This window comes from Amycolatopsis sp. NBRC 101858 (assembly GCF_030269325.1).
GTDB classification, from domain to species: domain Bacteria; phylum Actinomycetota; class Actinomycetes; order Mycobacteriales; family Pseudonocardiaceae; genus Amycolatopsis; species Amycolatopsis ponsaeliensis.
The window spans coordinates 1,115,921-1,132,482 of record NZ_BSTD01000003.1 but is presented as its reverse complement, the minus strand read 5'-3'; the positions used below and the strand labels follow the sequence as shown (position 1 = coordinate 1,132,482).

Here is a 16,562-nt window from a genome sequence, read left to right as displayed (position 1 = left end):
GCCGCGGCGCCGCCGCGGCCCGAAGGAAGTGACCGGTGCGGGATCCCCATCCCGCACCGGGAGGACAGCGGGGACCTGATGGTTCCGGTGATACGGGGCTCGAGAGCCAGTGGGAGTGCGGTGGCATGAGCGTAGAGCGGATTTCGATCGTCGGTATCGGTCTCCGGTACCCCGACGCGAGTTCTCCGGAGGAGCTCTGGGAAAACGTGCTGGCCGGGCGCCGGGCGTTCCGCAGGCTGCCGGACGAGCGGATGAACCGGGCGGACTACTACTCGCCCGACCCGAAGGCGCCGGACCGCTTCTACGCGTCCAAGGCGGCAGTGCTGCGGGACTACGAGTTCGACCGGGTGGCGCACAAGGTCGCCGGCAGCACCTTCCGGGCGACCGACACGACGCACTGGCTGGCGCTCGACGTCGCCGCCGCGGCGCTGGCGGACGCCGGCTTCGGTGAGGGCGACGGAGCCCCGCGGCAGAGCACCGGCGTGGTCATCGGCAACAGCCTCACCGGCGAGTTCTCCCGGGCGAACATCATGCGGCTGCGCTGGCCGTACGTCCGCCGCACGGTCGCGGCGGCGCTGACCGCCCGCGGCTGGGAGGACGAGGACACCGCGAGCTTCCTGCGCGAGCTCGAGGTCCAGTACAAGGAGCCGTTCCCCGAGATCAACGAAGACTCCCTCGCCGGTGGCCTGGCGAACACCATCGCCGGGCGCGTCTGCAACCACTTCGACTTCGCCGGCGGCGGGTATACCGTCGACGGCGCCTGCTCGTCCTCGCTGCTGTCCGTGGTGACCGCGGCCAACGCGCTCGTCCAGGGCGACCTCGACCTCGCCGTCGCCGGCGGGGTCGACCTCTCGATCGACCCGTTCGAGGTGATCGGCTTCGCGAAGACCGGGGCGCTGGCCAAGCGCGAGATGAAGGTCTACGACGCCGACTCCAACGGCTTCTGGCCGGGGGAAGGCTCGGGCATGCTCGTCCTGATGCGCGAGAGCGACGCGCTGGAGCAGGGCAAGCGCATCTACGCCTCGATCGGCGGCTGGGGCGTCTCCTCCGACGGCAAGGGCGGCATCACCCGGCCCGAGGCCGCCGGGCACCGGCTGGCCCTCAAGCGCGCCTACGACCGCGCCGGGTACGGCGTCGAGAGCGTCTCCTACTTCGAGGGCCACGGCACCGGCACCGCGCTGGGCGACGCCACCGAGATCGAGGCGCTGTCCACCGCCCGCCGCGACGCCGACCCGCTGGCCAAGCCGGCCGCGCTGTCGACCATCAAGGGCAACATCGGGCACACCAAGGCCGCGGCCGGGGTCGCCGGCCTGATCAAGGCGACGCTGGCGGTGTACCACCAGGTCATCCCGCCGGCCAGCGGGCACTACGAGCCGCACGAGTCGCTGACCGGCTCGTCGGCGCGGATGTACGTCCCGCGCGATGCGTCCCTGTGGCCGGCGGACCAGCCGGTGCGCGCCGGTGTCTCCGCGATGGGCTTCGGCGGCATCAACTCCCACGTCACCGTCACCGAGGCGCCGACCGCCGCGCGCCGCCGCGAGCTCGACGAGCGGGCCCGCGCCCTGGTGGCCGGCCGGCAGGACGCCGAGCTGCTGCTGTTCGACGCCGACGACGTCGCGACCCTGCGCGGGAACATCGCCGCGACGCTGGAGGTCGTGCCCAAGCTGTCGTTCGCCGAGCTGACCGACCTCGCCGGCGAGCTGGCCGGGAAGCTGGCCGGCCGGGCGGTGCGCGCCGCGGTCGTCGCGGCCAACCCGGAGCACGCCGAGCGGAAGCTGACGAAGCTGCTGGAACAGCTGGAGTCCGGCGACTCGGTCTTCGACTCGGCCGACGGCATCTTCGCGAGCAGCCGCGGTGCGGCCCCGAAGATCGGCTACCTGTTCCCCGGCCAAGGTTCCGGACGCGGCGGCGACAGCGCCCTGCGCCGCCGGTTCACCGTGGCCGAGGAGGTCTACCGCGCCGCGGCGCTGCCGGTCGCCGGCGACCAGGTCGCCACCGAGGTGGCCCAGCCGCGGATCGTCACCGGCTCGCTGGCCGCGCTGCGCGTGCTGCGCTCCTTCGGCATCGAGGCCGCGACCGCGACCGGGCACAGCCTCGGCGAGCTGACCGCCCTGCACTGGGGCGGCGCGCTCGACGAGCGCGGGCTGCTGGAGCTGGCGAAGGTCCGTGGCAAGGTGATGGCCACGACGACCGGTGACGGCACCGGCGCGATGGCCGGGATCGCCGCCTCGCCCGGCCGCGTCGAAGAACTGGGCCTGGGCACCGAGGTCGTCATCGCCGGGTACAACGCGCCGGAGCAGACCGTCGTCTCCGGGCCGGCCGAAGCGATCGACCGCATCGTCGCCCGCGCCAAGGCCCAGGGCGTCGGCGCGACCCGCATCAAGGTCTCGCACGCCTTCCACTCGCCGGCCGTCGAACCGGCCGCGAACGCCATGACCGAGCGGCTTGGAGAGTTCACCTTCGCCCGGCTCGAGCGGCCGGTCGTCTCGACGGTCAGCGGCGACGTGCTGCACACCGCCGAGAACCTGCCCGAGCTGCTGCGCGACCAGATCGTGCTGCCGGTCCGCTTCCGCGAGGCCGCCGCCAAGGTGGCCGAGCGCAGCGACCTGGTGGTCGAGGTCGGTCCCGGCCGCGTCCTGACCGGGCTGTTCGAGGAGATCGCGCCGGACACCCCGGTGCTCGCGATCGACACGGACAACGCGTCGCTGCAGGCGCTGCTGCGGATCGTCGGCGCGGCGTTCGCGCTCGGCGCCCCGATCACGACCGACGCGCTGTTCGAGGGCCGCATCGTGCGCGCCCTGCCCGCCGACGGCGAGTTCGGCTTCCTCGCGAGCCCCTGCGAGGCGGCGCCGTCGATCGACAGTGAGCTGGCCGCCGAGCTCGCCGCGGAGAAGGCCCAGGCCGCCGAGGCCGACGCCACCACCGGCGAGTCCGACTCCGGCTCGACCCTGGACCTGCTGCGCAAGCTCGCCGCCGAGCGCGTCGAGCTGCCGCTGGAGGCCGTCACGGCCGACACCCACCCGCTCGACGACCTGCACCTGTCGTCGATCACGGTCGGGCAGCTGGTCAACGACGTCACCCGGGCGCTGGGCCGGCCCGCGCTGGAAGGCATGCCGAACTTCGCGACGGTGTGCCTCGGTGAGCTCGCCGAGATGATCGACGAGCTGGCGCAGACGGCGAAGCCGACCGACAGCCACGTCGGCGAGGCCCCGGGCGTCGGTCCGTGGGTCCGGCCGTTCGCGGTCGAGTACGTGCCCGCGCCGCGGCCCGCCGCGGACCTCCCGCCGGGCAACGGCCGCGCCGAGTGGCAGGTCTTCTCGACCGCGCGGCACCCGCTGGCCGAACCGCTGAAGGCCGCGCTCGCCGCGTCCGGCGCGGGCGACGGTGTGCTGCTCTGCCTGCCGGCGGACTGCGACTCCAGCCACGTCGGCCTGTTCCTCGACGCCGGGCGCGCCGTCATGGCCGCTCCCAACGGCACGCGCTTCGTGGTCGTGCACCACGGTTACGGCGCCGCCGGCCTGGCCCGCACCCTGCGGCTCGAGGACCCCTCGGCGAAGACGACGATCATCGACTTCGCGGACCCGTCGCCGCGGGACGTGGACGCGATCGCCGAAGCCGTGCACACCGTGGTGGCCGAGGTCGCCGCGACCACGGACTTCACCGAAGCCCGCTATGGCGCCGACGGCGGGCGCACGGTGCCGCGGCTGTCCGCGCTGCCGGCGCCCAAGCCCGGCCCGATCCGCGACTCGCTGGACTCCTCCGACGTCCTGCTCGTCACCGGCGGCGGCAAGGGCATCACCGCGGAAAGCGCGCTGGCGCTGGCCAAGGACTCCGGGGCGAAGCTGGCCCTGCTCGGGCGCAGTGACCCGGAGACCGACACCGAGCTGGCGGAGAACCTCGACCGCATGGAGGCGGCGGGCATCCGCTACCGCTACGAGCGCGCCGACGTCACCAGCGCCCCGCAGATCGCCGAGGCGGTCACCCGGGTCCAGGCCGAGCTCGGCCCGGTCACGGCGATCCTCCACGGCGCGGGCCGCAACGAGCCGGCCGCCCTCTTCTCCCTCACCGAGGACAGCTTCCGCAAGACCCTCGCCCCGAAGATCGGCGGGCTCAACGCGGTGCTCGCCGCGGTCGACCAGGACCGCATCAAGCTCCTGGTCACCTTCGGCAGCATCATCGGCCGGGCGGGCCTGCGCGGTGAGGCGCACTACGCCACGGCGAACGACTGGATGACCGAGCTGACCCTGCGCTTCGGCCAGGAACACCCGCAGGCGCGGGCGATCGCGCTGGAGTGGTCGGTCTGGTCGGGCACCGGCATGGGCGAGAAGCTCGGCGTCGTGTCCGCGCTGATGCGCGACGGCATCACGCCGATCCCCACCGAGGAGGGCATCACCATCCTCCGCCAGGTGCTGGCCGACCCGGCCGCGCCGCCGGTGCTGGTGGTCTGCGGCCGCACGTCGGGACTGGCCACGCTGCCGATCCAGAAGCGCGAGCTGCCGCTGTCCCGGTTCGTCGACCGCGCGGTCGTGCACTACCCGGGCGTCGAGCTGATCACCGAGGCCGACCTGTCCGACGGGGCCGACCCGTACCTGACCGACCACCTGCTCGACGGGCAGCTGCTGTTCCCGGCGGTGCTCGGCATGGAGGCCATGACGCAGGCCGCGGCGGCGACGCTGGACCGGACCGGCACCCCGGTGCTGTCCGACGTCGAGTTCCTCCGGCCGATCATCGTCTCGCCGGGCGGGTCGACGACGGTCCGGCTGGCCACGCTGGCCCGCGACGCCGACACCGTCGACGTCGTGATCCGCAGCGAGGAGACCGGCTTCAGCGCCGACCACTTCAAGGCGCGGCTGAGCTTCGCCCGGCCGGCCGAGATCGGTGCGTGCGTCCCCCGTGACGTCGCGCTGCCGCCGGTCCCGGTCGAGCCGATCAGCGAGCTCTACGGCTCGGTCCTGTTCCAGGGCAAGCGGTTCCAGCGGGTCCTCGGCTACCGCCGGGCGAGCGCCCGGCACGCCGTCGCCGAGATCTCGACCAGCGCGGACCACTACTGGTTCGCCCCGTTCCTCCCGCAGGAGCGGCTGCTGGCCGACCCCGGCACCCGGGACGCGATGATGCACGCGATCCAGTGCTGCGTCCCGGACGCGACGCTGCTGCCGCAGGGCATCGAGAAGCTGTACCTGGCCGAGCCGGGTGTCCAGCACGACGAGTACGTGCTGCTGGACGCGAAGGAACGCAGCCAGGACGGCGACAGCTACGTCTACGACCTCGACGTGCGCAACCCGGACGGGACGCTGGTCGAGCGCTGGGAAGGCCTGAAGCTGCGCGCGGTCCGCAAGCGCGACGGCGCCGGGCCGTGGGTCCCGTCGATGCTCGGGTCCTATGTGGAGCGTGCGTGCGAGCGGCTGCTCGGCGGGACGCGGTCGGTGGTGCTGGAGCCGGACCCGGTGGGCCGCCCGGCCGAGGGCATCGCCCAGCGGCGGGCCCAGACCGCGCTCGCCGCGGGCCGCGCGCTCGACAAGCCGATCGAGATCCGGTACCGCCCGGACGGCAAGCCCGAGTGCGACGACCTGAACGTCACCGCGTCGCACACCTCGGAGCTGACCCTCGTGGTCGCCGGCGCCGAGCAGGTCGCCTGCGACATCGAGACGGCGATCGAACGCACCGAAGAGGACTGGGCCGGGCTGCTGGGCGAGGAACTGCTCGCCCTCGGCCGGCTGCTGGCCGCGGACACCGGCGAACCGATCAGCGTGGCCAACACGCGGGTCTGGAGCGCGCTGGAGTGCGTCCGCAAGACCGGTTCGATGACGCAGGCACTGACGGTGCGCCAGGTCGACGCCGACGGGTGGGCGCTGCTCGCCTCCGGCACCGCCCGGATCGCCACCTGGTCGACGACCGTCAACGACCGTACCGACCCGATCGTGTTCGCGGTGCTCCACACAGAGGGGAACTGAAGATGGCCGACTACTACGAGATCCGCCACACGGTCGGCTTCGAAGAGACCAACCTGGTGGGCAACGTCTACTACGTGAACTACGTGCGCTGGCAGGGCCGGTGCCGCGAGATGTTCCTGAAGGAGAAGGCCCCGGCGGTCCTCGAAGAGGTCCGCCACGACCTGAAGCTGTTCACCCTCAAGGTGGAATGCGAGTTCTTCGCCGAGATCACCGCGTTCGACGAGCTGTCCATCCGGCTGCGGCTGGAAGAGCTCACCTCGACGCAGATCCAGTTCGCGTTCGACTACGTCCACCTCACCGAGGGCGGCGAGGAGCGGCTGGTGGCCCGGGGGCGGCAGCGGATCGCCTGCATGCGCGGCCCCAACACGGCCACCGTGCCGTCGCGCGTCCCCGAGCAGCTGCGCGAAGCGCTGGTGCCCTACTGGACGGCCGCGGTCAACGGCAAGGGAGCATGAAGTGGCCCACGAATCCGAGCCCCCCGTGCTGAAGCGGCTGCCGACGCCATCGTCGCGTCGCGGCCTCTCGGCCCAGCCGGGACTGCGTCAGGTGATGGCGCAGTTCGCCACCGGGGTGACGGTGCTGACGGCGGGCGGGGAGGACGCGCACGGCATGACGGCGAACGCGTTCTCGTCGGTCTCGCTGGAACCGCCGATGGTGCTGTGCTGCGTGTCCAAGGCGGCCCGGATGCACACCGCGATCGTCACCGCCGGCTCGTTCGGGGTGAACATCCTCGCGGCGGACCAGCAGGACACGTCGAAGTACTTCGCCGACTGGCGGCGGCCCGACGGGATGGCCCAGTTCGAGGCCGTCGGCTACACGCCGGGTTCCCGGACCGGGGCCCCGCTGCTGCACGGCGCGCTGGCCTGGCTGGAGTGCGAGCTGGCGCAGGTGGTGGCGGGCGGTGACCACTCGATCTTCCTGGGCCGGGTGGTCGCGACCAGCCGCGGGACCGGCGAGGACGCGCTGGTCTTCTACAGCGGCAGCTACCACCACATCGACGGGAAGGCCCGCGCGGCCTGAAGGGGGAGAGGGCATGCTGATCGCGGTCACCGGCGGCACCGGCTTCCTCGGTGCGCACACCGTCGCGGCGCTGCTGCGGCGGGGGCACCGGGTCCGGCTGCTCGCCCGGGACGCGAGCGGTGTGGACGCGTCCACAGTGGACGTCGTGGCGGGTGACGTCACCGATCCCGCCGCGGCCCGCCGGCTGGTGGCCGGGGCGGACGCGCTGCTGCACGCGGCCGGCGTCTACACGTTCGACAGCCGGCGTCGCGACGAGCTGTGGCGGGTGAACGTGCGCGGCACCGAGGTCGTGCTCGGCGCCGCGCGCCGGGCGGGCACCGGCCGGATCGTGCACGTCTCCACCGTCGGGGCGCTGTACCCGACGACCGCGCCGTCGATCGGGGTCGCGAGCCCGGTCGGCGAGTCGCGGGAGCCCTACCTGGCGTCGAAGGCCGCGGCCGAGCGGATCGCGCGGCAGCACCGCAGCGCCGGCGCCCCGGTCGTCCTCACCTACCCGCCGGCGCTGCTCGGCCCGCACGACCCGCGCCTGGGCGACCAGAACGCCCGGCTGCGGGACCTCCTGCGCGGGCGGACGCCGATCTGGCCGGGCGGCGGGCTCCCGATCGGGGACGTCCGCGACTCGGCGGAGCTGCACGCCCGGCTGCTCGCCGGGGAGGTGAACGGTGCCGCGTTCTTCGGGCCGGGCCGCTTCCTGACCACCCGGGAGTACCTGGCCACGGTCCGGGCGGCGACCGGGCGGGCACTGCCGGCGGTGTTCCTGCCGCCGCGTGCCCTGTACCCGGTGGGGCGGTTCGCCGACCGGCTGCAGCGCCTCTGGCCGTGGGCGCTGCCGGTGCAGTACGGCGCGATCCACGTCTGCGCGAGCGCGGTCCCGGTCGCCGGGGACGCGCCCACCGGGGACGTGCCGGCCCGGCCGGTGCTCGAGACCGTGCGCGACACGGTGGCCTGGTTGCACGCCACCGGGCGCGTCACCGGTCGCCGGGCGGGCGCGGCGGCGCTGCCTGTTCCGTCCACTTCGGACAGTGGGCGGCCAGCTCTCACCGGTCCCGGACCCGGGACCGGGCAGACCGAGGAGGTCCTGTCATGACCACCAGCGACGCCGGGCACGCGGACACCGGTGACCGGCAGCCCGTGCCGGCGATCCTCACCCCGCCTGCCGTCGAGGCGCTGGTCCGCCCGATGCCCCGGCTCGGCCGCGGCATCGTGTGGTCCGCCATCGTCGCCGAGATCGAGCGGGACCACCAGGCCCGGATGAGGGATGCCGCGTGAGCGGACCCCAGGACTCCGGCGCCGTCCGGGCCGACGACGCGGAGGTGGTGCCGGTCCCCGACGGGGTCCGGCGCCGCCGGCTGGGCCGCCCGGCGGCGTCCGGGGAGGCCCAGGTCATCGAGCTGGCGCGCGCCGCCGACCTGGTGCGGCCGGCGCCGCCCGACATGCCGCTGCTGCGCCGGCGGCGCGAAGAGCTGCGCTCGCACATCAACGAGGGCAGGCTCGACGCCGTCCGGCGGCAGCACTCGCTGGGCAAGCTGACCGCGCGCGAACGGCTCGCCCTGCTGCTCGACGACGACTCCTTCACCGAGATCGAGCCCTACCGGCGCCACCAGGCGACCGGCCCGGGCCTGGCGGGCAACCGCCCGCACACCGACGGCGTGGTCGCCGGCTCCGGCACGATCGACGGGCGCCGGGTGTTCGTCTACGCCCAGGACTTCACGCTCTTCGGCGGTTCGCTCGGCGAGGCGCACGCGGCGAAGATCCACAAGGTGCTCGACCTCGCGGTGGCCAACGGCGCCCCGGTGATCGGGCTCAACGACAGCGGTGGCGCCCGGATCCAGGAGGGCGTGCTGGCGCTCAACGGCTACGGCGGCATCTTCCGCCGTCAGGTCGAGGCGTCCGGGGTGATCCCGCAGATCAGCGTCATCCTCGGCCCGTGCGCGGGTGGCGCGGCGTATTCGCCGGCGCTCGCGGACTTCACGTTCATGGTGCGCGACACCGCGCGGATGTACCTGACCGGGCCCGACGTCGTCGAGGCCGTCAGCGGGCAGCGCGTCACGCACGAGGAGCTCGGCGGCGCCGACGTCCACGGGAGCGCGTCGGGCGTCGCGACGGTGGTGCACGACGACGAGGAGAGCTGCCTGGCCGACGTCCGGTACCTGGTGTCGCTGCTGCCCTCGAACTACCTCGACCCGCCGCCCGCGACCGCGCCGACGAGCGCGGCGGACGACTACCGGCCCCGGCTGGCGGAGCTGGTGCCGGTGGAGCCGAACCAGCCGTACGACATGCGGGAGGTCTTCGCCGAAGTCACCGACGACGGCGAGTTCTTCGAGCTGCACGAGGGCTGGGCGCGCAACGTCCTGTGCGCGCTCGCCCGGATCGACGGCCGCGTGGTCGGCCTGGTCGGCAACCAGCCGGTGGTGTTCGCCGGGGTGCTCGACGGGCCGGCGTCCCAGAAGGCCGCGCGGTTCGTCCGGTTCTGCGACGCGTTCGGCATCCCGCTCGTGACCCTGGTCGACGTGCCGGGGTTCCTGCCGGGGGTGGAGCAGGAGCGCGGCGGCATCATCCGCCAGGGCGCGCAGCTGCTGCACGCGTACTGCGAGGCGACGGTCCCGCGGGTCCAGGTGATCCTGCGCAAGGCCTACGGCGGCGCGTACATCGTGATGGACTCGCGCTCGATCGGGTGCGACCTGTCGCTGGCGTGGCCGACGAACCAGATCGCGGTGATGGGCGCGGAGGGCGCGGTGAACGTGCTGTACCGCCGCGACTTGGCGGCGGCAGCAGACCCGGCGGCGTTGCGCGCGAAGCTGGTGGCGGAGTACACGGAGGAGTACCTGAACCCGCAGTACGCGGCGGAGCGGGGGCTGGTCGACGACATCATCGACCCGGCCGAGACCCGCGCGGCGGTGGCCCGCGGGCTGGCGATGCTGCGCGACAAGCGCAAGCCGGCACCGGGCCGCAAGCACGGCAACCTGCCGATCTGAGACGAGGTGTCCGCGATGTCCGCGATCCGCGTCCTGCACGGTTCCCCGGACGACGGCGAGCTGGCGGCCTTGGTGGCGGTGCTGCAGGCGGCCCGCACCCGGCGGCGTGGTGCGCCGGAGCGATCGGCGTGGGGAGACCCGGCTTGGCGGGCCCGGGAAGTGCGGCCCGCGCCGGGCGCTTGGCGGATGTCGGGCCTGCCGCGCTGATCCCGCGCGGGGAGCAAGCAGTTCGCCCGGCCCGGGCCGGCCGTGCCCGGGCCGTTCGTTGTCGGCGCCGTCAGGCTGCCTGGTCCGGGATCCCCCGCAACCTCCGCGCCGCCGCTCGCTCGCGCGACGGGGAATGCGTCGTGTGTCCCGGATGCACTGCCACGTACCGGACCTCGCCGTCCGAGAACGCCTCCAGTTCCGTGCGCTCGCCCGGCTCGAACTCCGCGCCGCACGTTGCGCACGTGCGCTGGCGGTCCGCCGCGCCGCCCAGGTGCTTCCGTTCGTCCGTCATGCGCGCACCTCGCCGTCGATGTCGTCCTTCCAGTGCACCTCGCGCGGCCCGCTCGCGGCCACTCGAAAGCTGCGCACGTCAGCGGTTCCCATCCGATCCTCGACCTCGGGCGCGCATGGTGGTCGCACACACCGAAAGTGAGGAACGCCATGACAGCAGCAGCGCTCCCGGCCGACGACTGGACGCCGGCGGTCACCGAGGAACCCAGCGTGCTCCGGCTGGTCGAGCCGCCCGCGCCGGTCGAAGAGGAGCTCGGCGAGCACATCGTGCTCGGCTACAACTGAGCGGCGAGGCTCCGGTACCGGACACGGACGGTGCCGGAGCGCACGCTCGGAGATGAGCACCCCGGCGCCCGGCCGGGAGAATCGATGGTGTTCGGGCCGGAGTGTCACCGCAGCACGGTGGCCCATGCGTGCCGGCGACCTGCGACTTTCGGTTGGGAGGCCGGCGGATGGCAATGCGCCTCCAGCTCACGGCGGGCCACGAGGTCCTCGAAAGCTGGGCCGAGACGGCGTCGCAGGCGGAGCGGAACGTCGTCTACGAGGCCTTGTTCGCCGTCGGTGACGGTTCGGCGTTCCTCGTTTACGACATTTTCGGTGATCCCCGGGATCCCGGCAATTTCCTCATCATGGTGAAACCGGGATTGGTGCTGAAAGTAAACGTGCAGCGCGCGGAATCCGCATTCGAAATCCGGCACATCGGCGCGGTCGACGGCGCCGACACCGCCGCCGCGGCCCAGGAAACCTCCAGTCCCGAGTGATCGACGCCGGCGTGCTGGGCCGAACGGGCTAGTGCCCGGCCCGCACCCGGCTGCCGTCGTTTCCCCTGATCGGCCGCCGAATTGACGCTCACGGACGTGTATTCCTCATCTTGACATTCCATCTTGCCGTGTGAAAGCCTTTGAACGTTCGCTGGTCAGGCCGCTATTTCTGGGGTGGGTAAACGTAGGAGGCTGCACCATGTCTTCACCCGAATTGCCAGGGCTCGATGTCTCCAGCCGGGTGCGCGCCCGGGACGTGCAGATGACCGGGACCGCCGACCTCGCCCGCCGGGTGCTCATGATCACCGGTGCCATCGACACCACCGACCACGACGTTTCGGTGAGCGTCAGCCTCCCCGAGCCCGGCCGCTGGCAGGTCATCAAGGCCGAGACCAACCTGACCGACCAGACGTGGGTCGCGATGCAGGCCGTGATGGACGAGGACTCGACGTTCCTCGACGACGAAATGCTGATGTCGCCGCAGTTCTCGAAGAGCTTCATGACGCCGGACCAGCGCCGCCTCACCTTCTACGACGGCGAGGTCCGCCCGGGTGAAACCGTCCTGAAGACGTATTCGATGGAGACCGGCGGCCGCAAGCCGACCTACTTCTACTCGCGCTACAGCCCGATCGCCACCGACAGCGCCGAGCAGTCCCAGCAGACGCTCGACGAGCTCGTCACCAACGGGATGGGCCAGCGGCCGGTGGTGGAGCTGATCGTCCCCGTCACGGTGCTCTGAGCCGGCGGCGGGCGAGCAGTGATCAAGTTCGTTCCGGAGCCGCACCTGCTCGACTCGCCGCGTGGCCGGCCGTGGCCGCGCCCGCCCGCGTCACCGTCCCCGGCGCGGGAGGCGTCTCCGGCGCCCACGGCCGACGTCGTGATCGCCGGCGCCGGGCCGGCCGGGCTCGCCGTCGCCTCCGCCCTGTGGCACCACGGCGTCCACGACGTCGTCGTGGTGGACCGCACCGGGCGGCCGTGCGGGCGGTTCTTCGACCGGATCGACCAGCTGGGCCAGCGCGTGCTGCGCTCGCCCTACGAACACCACCCCGGCGTCGAAGGCTTCCGCGACTGCGAGCTGCTCGACTTCGCGCGGCTGCACTGGGGCCGGCTGACGCCCACCGAGCGCCGCGAGATCCGGATGTCGCAGTCCGGGCACCGGTCGGTCGTCCCGGTGGACGTCTTCGACGCCTACTGCGCGCACCTGGTCACCACCCACCACGTCGGCGAGAAGACCTGGCAGGCGACCGTCCGCGAGGTCGTGCCGGGCCCGGACGCGGTCGGCGTGCACACCGACCGCTTCTCCGTCACCGCCCGCCACGTCGTGCTGTGCCCGGGCGAGGAACGCCGGCCGGCGCCGGAAACCTGGTGGGGCGGCGGGCATCCGCCGCGCGGCGTGTCCTTCTGGGACGAGTCGGTGCCTCCGGGCGTCGGCTGCCAGGTGGTCGTCGGGGCCGGGCTCACCGCGGCCCACCTGATCACCGGCGCGCTCGAGGCCGGGCGCGAGGTGCACTGGGTGGTCCGGGAGACCGGCGAGCGCTACCAGTGCGCGGACGTCAACTCCACCTTCTTCCGGCCGGAGGGCCGCAAGCGCTTCGACGGCGTCGGCTGGACCGAGCGGCTCGACCTGATGGGCCGGTTCCGGCGCGCGTCGATCATGTTCGAGTTCCGGCCGCTGCTCGAGCGCGCCGAGGCCGAAGGAAAGCTGATCGTCCACCGCGGCGAGGCGGTCAAGGAGATCGCGCCCGCCGTCGGCGGGAGCGTGGTGCTGCGGCTGGAGAGCGGCCGGCGGGTCGCGGGCGACCACGTCGTGCTCGCGCTGGGCACGACGCCGTCGATCGGCACCGGCCTGCTGCCCGACGAGGTCGTCGACGCCCGCGACGGCTGGCCGTCCCTGGACGAGCGGACGCTGTCCTACCGCCGTGAGCCGCGCGTTTCGGTGGTCGGGGCCGCGGCCGGGATGGTGCTCGGCCCGGCCGCCCGCAACATCGACGGCCACCGCGTCGCCACCACCCGGGTCGCCGCGGCGATCGCGGCGCAGCTGCGCACCGGCGTCGTGCTCCCGGCCGAGGCGGTCGTCGGTGTCTGAACCCCACGACTCGCGGTTCGCCCTGCCCGACGTCGACGCTTCCGGCGCGACCGAAGCCGGGATCATCCTGCTGGGCCTCGACGCCGACCGCCTGCTCGCCGGCCTCGCGCTCGCCCGGCTCGCCGACGACCCGGCCCTGGTGACCCAGGTGGTCGACCAGGCCCGCCACGGCAGGGCGGAGTTCGGCCTCGGCGGGCTCCTGGAGTCCGGCCGCGAGCACTGGCTGGCCCTGCGCGGCCGGGTCGGCGACCCGCCGTCGACGTCGTCGCCGGGGTCGCTGCGGCGGGAGTGGGAGCGCCGCCTGGACCTCGTCTCGGCCGCGGTGCCCGGCGCCGGCGCGGGCACGATCGCCTACCTGACCGCGTGCGCGCTGCGCGGCACCGAGGTCGACCAGCTCGCTTCCGGGCTGGCGGACGGAAAGGAACCCTTCGATGTCGTACCTGAGGTCCCTGCCGGCTGAAACCACGCTGCTGCAGGTGTTCAAGGCGAACCCGGACCCGGCGCGGCACCTGCTGGACCTGCACGAGGTGCTGATGCGCGGCGAGTCGTCGCCGTTCACCCCCGGGGAGCGCGAGCTGATCGCGGCGTACGTGTCCGGGGTGAACAGCTGCGCCTACTGCCACGGGATCCACACGATCACCGCGGAGGCGTTCGGCGTGCCGGAGGGGCTGCTCGCGGCCGCGGTCGCCGACCTGGACTCGGCGCCGGTCGACGACAAGCTCCGGCCCGTGCTGGCTTACGTCGGCAAGCTGACCCGCACGCCGTCCCGGATGACCGAGGCCGACGCCGAAGCCGTGTTCGCCGCCGGCTGGGACGAGCACGCGCTGCACGACGCGGTCCTGGTGTGCGCGCTGTTCAACTTCATGAACCGCATGGTCGAGGGGCTGGGGATCCGCGCGGACGAGGCGTACGCGACGACGTCCGGGCTGCGGTTGAAGGAAGGCGGATACGCGGGGCTCGCCCGAATGCTGTGAAAACCGGGCCGGCCGCCGCGGGCAGGGGGGAGCAGCAGCGTGACTTTCGACGAGCCGGACGAACCGGTGGAGACGATCCCGTTGGTGTCGCTGGCCGAGGACAGCCTCCTCGAATTCGGCGACGAAACCTCGCTGGTCGTGGTCACCCGCTGGGGCGAATTCGATTTCCCGGACGCCGGGCCGCTGGTCGGGGAAGCGCTTCGCCGGATGGCGCTCGGCCCCGTTTCGCCGGCGAACGTGGCCGCGTCGTGGGAAGAGTCCGGCGGTCCCGGCTGGACGGTGCCCGGTGCGGACGCGCTCGAGCGCGTGCTGACCGAGCTCAGCGGGTCGGTCGTGCGGTCGCTGGGCCTCAACGACGGCAAGGGGCCGCTGCTGTCGGTGGTGCCGGTGGTCCCGGACCCGGTGTTCGCGCCGGCGGAGATCGTGGCGACGCGGCCGGTCCGGCTCTCGCGGTTCAGCGCGCTGCGCCCCGATGACAGCGGGCTCAGCCTGGAGTCCCCGTCCGCGCGCTTCCGGGTGCTGCTGGCCCAGCCGTGGGCGGTGCACGTCGCGGCGTCGCTGGGCAAGGTCGTCTCGGCGGCGGAAATCGCCGCGCAGGAAGGGATTCCGGTCGAGGTCGTCACCCGGCTCGTCGGCTACCTGGTGGCGTCGGGCTGCGTGGTGGCCGGCGAGGACGGCGGCCGGTTCGCCGAGGACGCCGACCCCGGGCTGGGCCTGTGGTCCTACGAGGAGCTGCTCTTCCACGACCGCAGCCGCACCTGGCAGGCGTACGGCCTGCCGGAGACGGCCGAGCCGCCTCGCTCGCCGGTGGCCAAGCCGCTGGGGCCGGGCCGGGAGTTCGTGCTGCACCGGCCCGACCTGACCGGCCGCGCCGAGGTCGGCCCGACGCTGACCGAGTTGCTGGAGACCGACCACGCCGCACCGGCGTTCACCACCCGCGAGCTGTCGGCGGAGCAGATCGGCGAATTCCTTTACCGGGCCGCGAGAATCCGCTCGAGCGGCCCGGCGAGCCTGCCCGACGGCACCGTGGGCGAGGTGTCGCAGCGGCCGTACGTCAGCACGGCGCGGCTCTACGAGCTGGAGCTCTACCTGACGGTCAACCGGTGTTCCGGGCTGCCGCAAGGGATCTACCACTACGACCCGGCCGGCCACCGGCTGTTCCTGGTCTCTTCGGACCCCGCCGACCACCGGATCCTGCTGGACATGGCGATGGTGGCCGCGGCCGACCACCGCCACCCGGCCGCGCTGCTCAGCGTCACCACCAGGATGGCACGCACCGCGCCCGTGCTCCGCAGCCGTGCGTACGCGGCGGCGTTGCTGCACCTCGGCGCGTTGCAGGAGACGCTGCACCTCACCGCGAAGGCGATGGGGCTGGCCGCGCACGCCGTCTCCGTGGACGCCGGGGACCGCGTCGGCCGCGCGCTGCGGCTGGACTGGCCCGCCGAAGTCTGCGTCGGGGAATGCGCGCTGGATCTCGCGCCCTGATTTGGCCGATCGCGCAATTTGCGAAACCCGCTCCTCCCGTGCCCGGCCGTAGAATTCGGTGCGCGACGCCGATTTCCGGCGGCGGTTCACGCCGGAAATGGGAGCGGCGATGGACGAATGGGATTACAACACCGCGAATGCCACCTTCCGCAGCCTGACGAACCAGCAGGCGTTGATGGCCGGCGAGATCGCCGCGTTGATCGGCGGCGGTGCCGACCTCGAGCTGACGTCCTACGGATGCGGTTTCGGCATGTTCGAGCTGGAGCTGATCGCGCGGACGCCGCGGGAATCGGTGTGGTTCCAGGGCGTGGACACCAACGGCGAAGCGGTGGCGCGGCTGCGTGCCGAGCTCGCGGTGCTGCCGAAGGTGCGCGGGTACCGGCTGTTCGCGGCCGGCATGGCCGAAGTCGCCGTCCAGCGGATCGCACCGACCGAGTATGGCCTGTTCATCCAATCGCTGTGTTACCTCGGCGCGGCCGAGGGGATGGCGGTGCTGAAGGAAGCCCGCAACCGGCACCGGCGGGTGATCGTGGCGGTCACGCCGTCGAACGAGCTGAACTCGGCGTTTGAGGAGTGGCTGGCCTGCCGCGGGATCGTGCGGCCGCTGTTCGCGCAGACCCTCACCGAGGAACTGCGGCGGCTCGGCATCGGGTTCCGCTCGGTGTCGGTGGACGCCGAGATCGCGGTCCCGGTTTCCGAGACGCGCCAACGGCTTCTCGAGTTCTTGGTGTTCGTCCGTCATCAGCCGTGGCGTGGTTCGCCGGATCGGGGTTCGCTGCTCGATGCTGTCGCGGGGTTGGGGACGGTGGTGG

General features: G+C 73.0%; 16 protein-coding genes. 15 read left to right on the top strand and 1 reads right to left on the bottom strand.

Annotated elements, in window-relative coordinates; translation table 11 throughout:
• The first annotated feature begins 125 nt into the window (after positions 1-125).
• Genes QSK39_RS28430 through QSK39_RS28400 form a run of 7 tightly spaced genes read left to right on the top strand, consistent with a single transcriptional unit; the run spans position 126 to position 10,153 of the window.
• A complete protein-coding gene (locus QSK39_RS28430; RefSeq protein WP_285480861.1) occupies positions 126-5,951 on the top strand; it encodes a type I polyketide synthase in 5,826 nt (1,941 codons plus the stop codon).
• 2 nt (positions 5,952-5,953) lie between these two features.
• Positions 5,954-6,406 (top strand): acyl-CoA thioesterase, encoded by a 453-nt coding sequence (locus QSK39_RS28425; protein WP_285480860.1) that lies wholly within the window; start codon positions 5,954-5,956, stop codon positions 6,404-6,406.
• A 1-nt stretch (position 6,407) separates the two neighbouring features.
• Positions 6,408-6,971 (top strand): flavin reductase family protein, encoded by a 564-nt coding sequence (locus tag QSK39_RS28420; protein WP_502873315.1) that lies wholly within the window; start codon positions 6,408-6,410, stop codon positions 6,969-6,971.
• 13 nt (positions 6,972-6,984) lie between these two features.
• On the top strand, positions 6,985-8,058 hold the full coding sequence (locus QSK39_RS28415; RefSeq protein ID WP_285480859.1) for an SDR family NAD(P)-dependent oxidoreductase: 1,074 nt from the start codon (positions 6,985-6,987) through the stop codon (positions 8,056-8,058).
• Positions 8,055-8,240, top strand: coding sequence for a DUF6222 family protein (locus QSK39_RS28410; RefSeq protein ID WP_284748754.1), 186 nt, complete (start codon positions 8,055-8,057; stop codon positions 8,238-8,240). The genes QSK39_RS28415 and QSK39_RS28410 overlap by 4 nt, the downstream gene beginning before the upstream one ends.
• Positions 8,237-9,946 carry an acyl-CoA carboxylase subunit beta gene (locus QSK39_RS28405; protein ID WP_285480858.1) on the top strand — a complete coding sequence of 570 codons (1,710 nt, stop codon included), beginning with the start codon at positions 8,237-8,239 and terminating at the stop codon, positions 9,944-9,946. Before QSK39_RS28410 ends, QSK39_RS28405 begins: the two co-directional genes overlap by 4 nt.
• A gap of 15 nt (positions 9,947-9,961) precedes the next feature.
• Positions 9,962-10,153, top strand: coding sequence for an acyl-CoA carboxylase epsilon subunit (locus QSK39_RS28400; RefSeq protein ID WP_285480857.1), 192 nt, complete (start codon positions 9,962-9,964; stop codon positions 10,151-10,153).
• 70 nt (positions 10,154-10,223) lie between these two features.
• Here QSK39_RS28400 and QSK39_RS28395 read toward each other — a convergent pair whose 3' ends face one another.
• On the bottom strand, positions 10,224-10,445 hold the full coding sequence (locus tag QSK39_RS28395; protein WP_285480856.1) for a hypothetical protein: 222 nt from the start codon (positions 10,443-10,445) through the stop codon (positions 10,224-10,226).
• Between the two features lie 149 nt (positions 10,446-10,594).
• On the opposite strand from QSK39_RS28395, the gene QSK39_RS28390 reads away from it, so the two are divergent.
• The 8 genes from QSK39_RS28390 to QSK39_RS28355 all read left to right on the top strand — a co-directional run.
• The gene (locus QSK39_RS28390; RefSeq protein WP_285480855.1) at positions 10,595-10,729 is read left to right on the top strand and encodes a hypothetical protein; all 135 of its coding nucleotides are present in this window, start codon (positions 10,595-10,597) and stop codon (positions 10,727-10,729) included.
• 128 nt (positions 10,730-10,857) lie between these two features.
• On the top strand, positions 10,858-11,205 hold the full coding sequence (locus QSK39_RS28385) for a DUF6235 family protein (protein ID WP_502873314.1): 348 nt from the start codon (positions 10,858-10,860) through the stop codon (positions 11,203-11,205).
• A gap of 262 nt (positions 11,206-11,467) precedes the next feature.
• A complete protein-coding gene (locus QSK39_RS28380) occupies positions 11,468-11,944 on the top strand; it encodes a DUF6423 family protein (protein ID WP_353051090.1) in 477 nt (158 codons plus the stop codon).
• A gap of 18 nt (positions 11,945-11,962) precedes the next feature.
• Complete coding sequence (locus QSK39_RS28375; protein WP_285480853.1) at positions 11,963-13,291, top strand: NAD(P)-binding protein; 1,329 nt, start codon at positions 11,963-11,965, stop codon at positions 13,289-13,291.
• Positions 13,284-13,751, top strand: coding sequence for a DUF6187 family protein (locus tag QSK39_RS28370; RefSeq protein ID WP_285480852.1), 468 nt, complete (start codon positions 13,284-13,286; stop codon positions 13,749-13,751). Before QSK39_RS28375 ends, QSK39_RS28370 begins: the two co-directional genes overlap by 8 nt.
• A complete protein-coding gene (locus QSK39_RS28365) occupies positions 13,723-14,265 on the top strand; it encodes a carboxymuconolactone decarboxylase family protein (RefSeq protein WP_285480851.1) in 543 nt (180 codons plus the stop codon). Before QSK39_RS28370 ends, QSK39_RS28365 begins: the two co-directional genes overlap by 29 nt.
• A 39-nt stretch (positions 14,266-14,304) precedes the next feature.
• Positions 14,305-15,750 carry a SagB family peptide dehydrogenase gene (locus tag QSK39_RS28360; protein ID WP_285480850.1) on the top strand — a complete coding sequence of 482 codons (1,446 nt, stop codon included), beginning with the start codon at positions 14,305-14,307 and terminating at the stop codon, positions 15,748-15,750.
• Positions 15,751-15,859: 109 nt separating this feature from the next.
• The coding region (locus QSK39_RS28355) for a hypothetical protein (RefSeq protein ID WP_285480849.1) at positions 15,860-16,562 on the top strand (703 nt) is incomplete at its 3' end.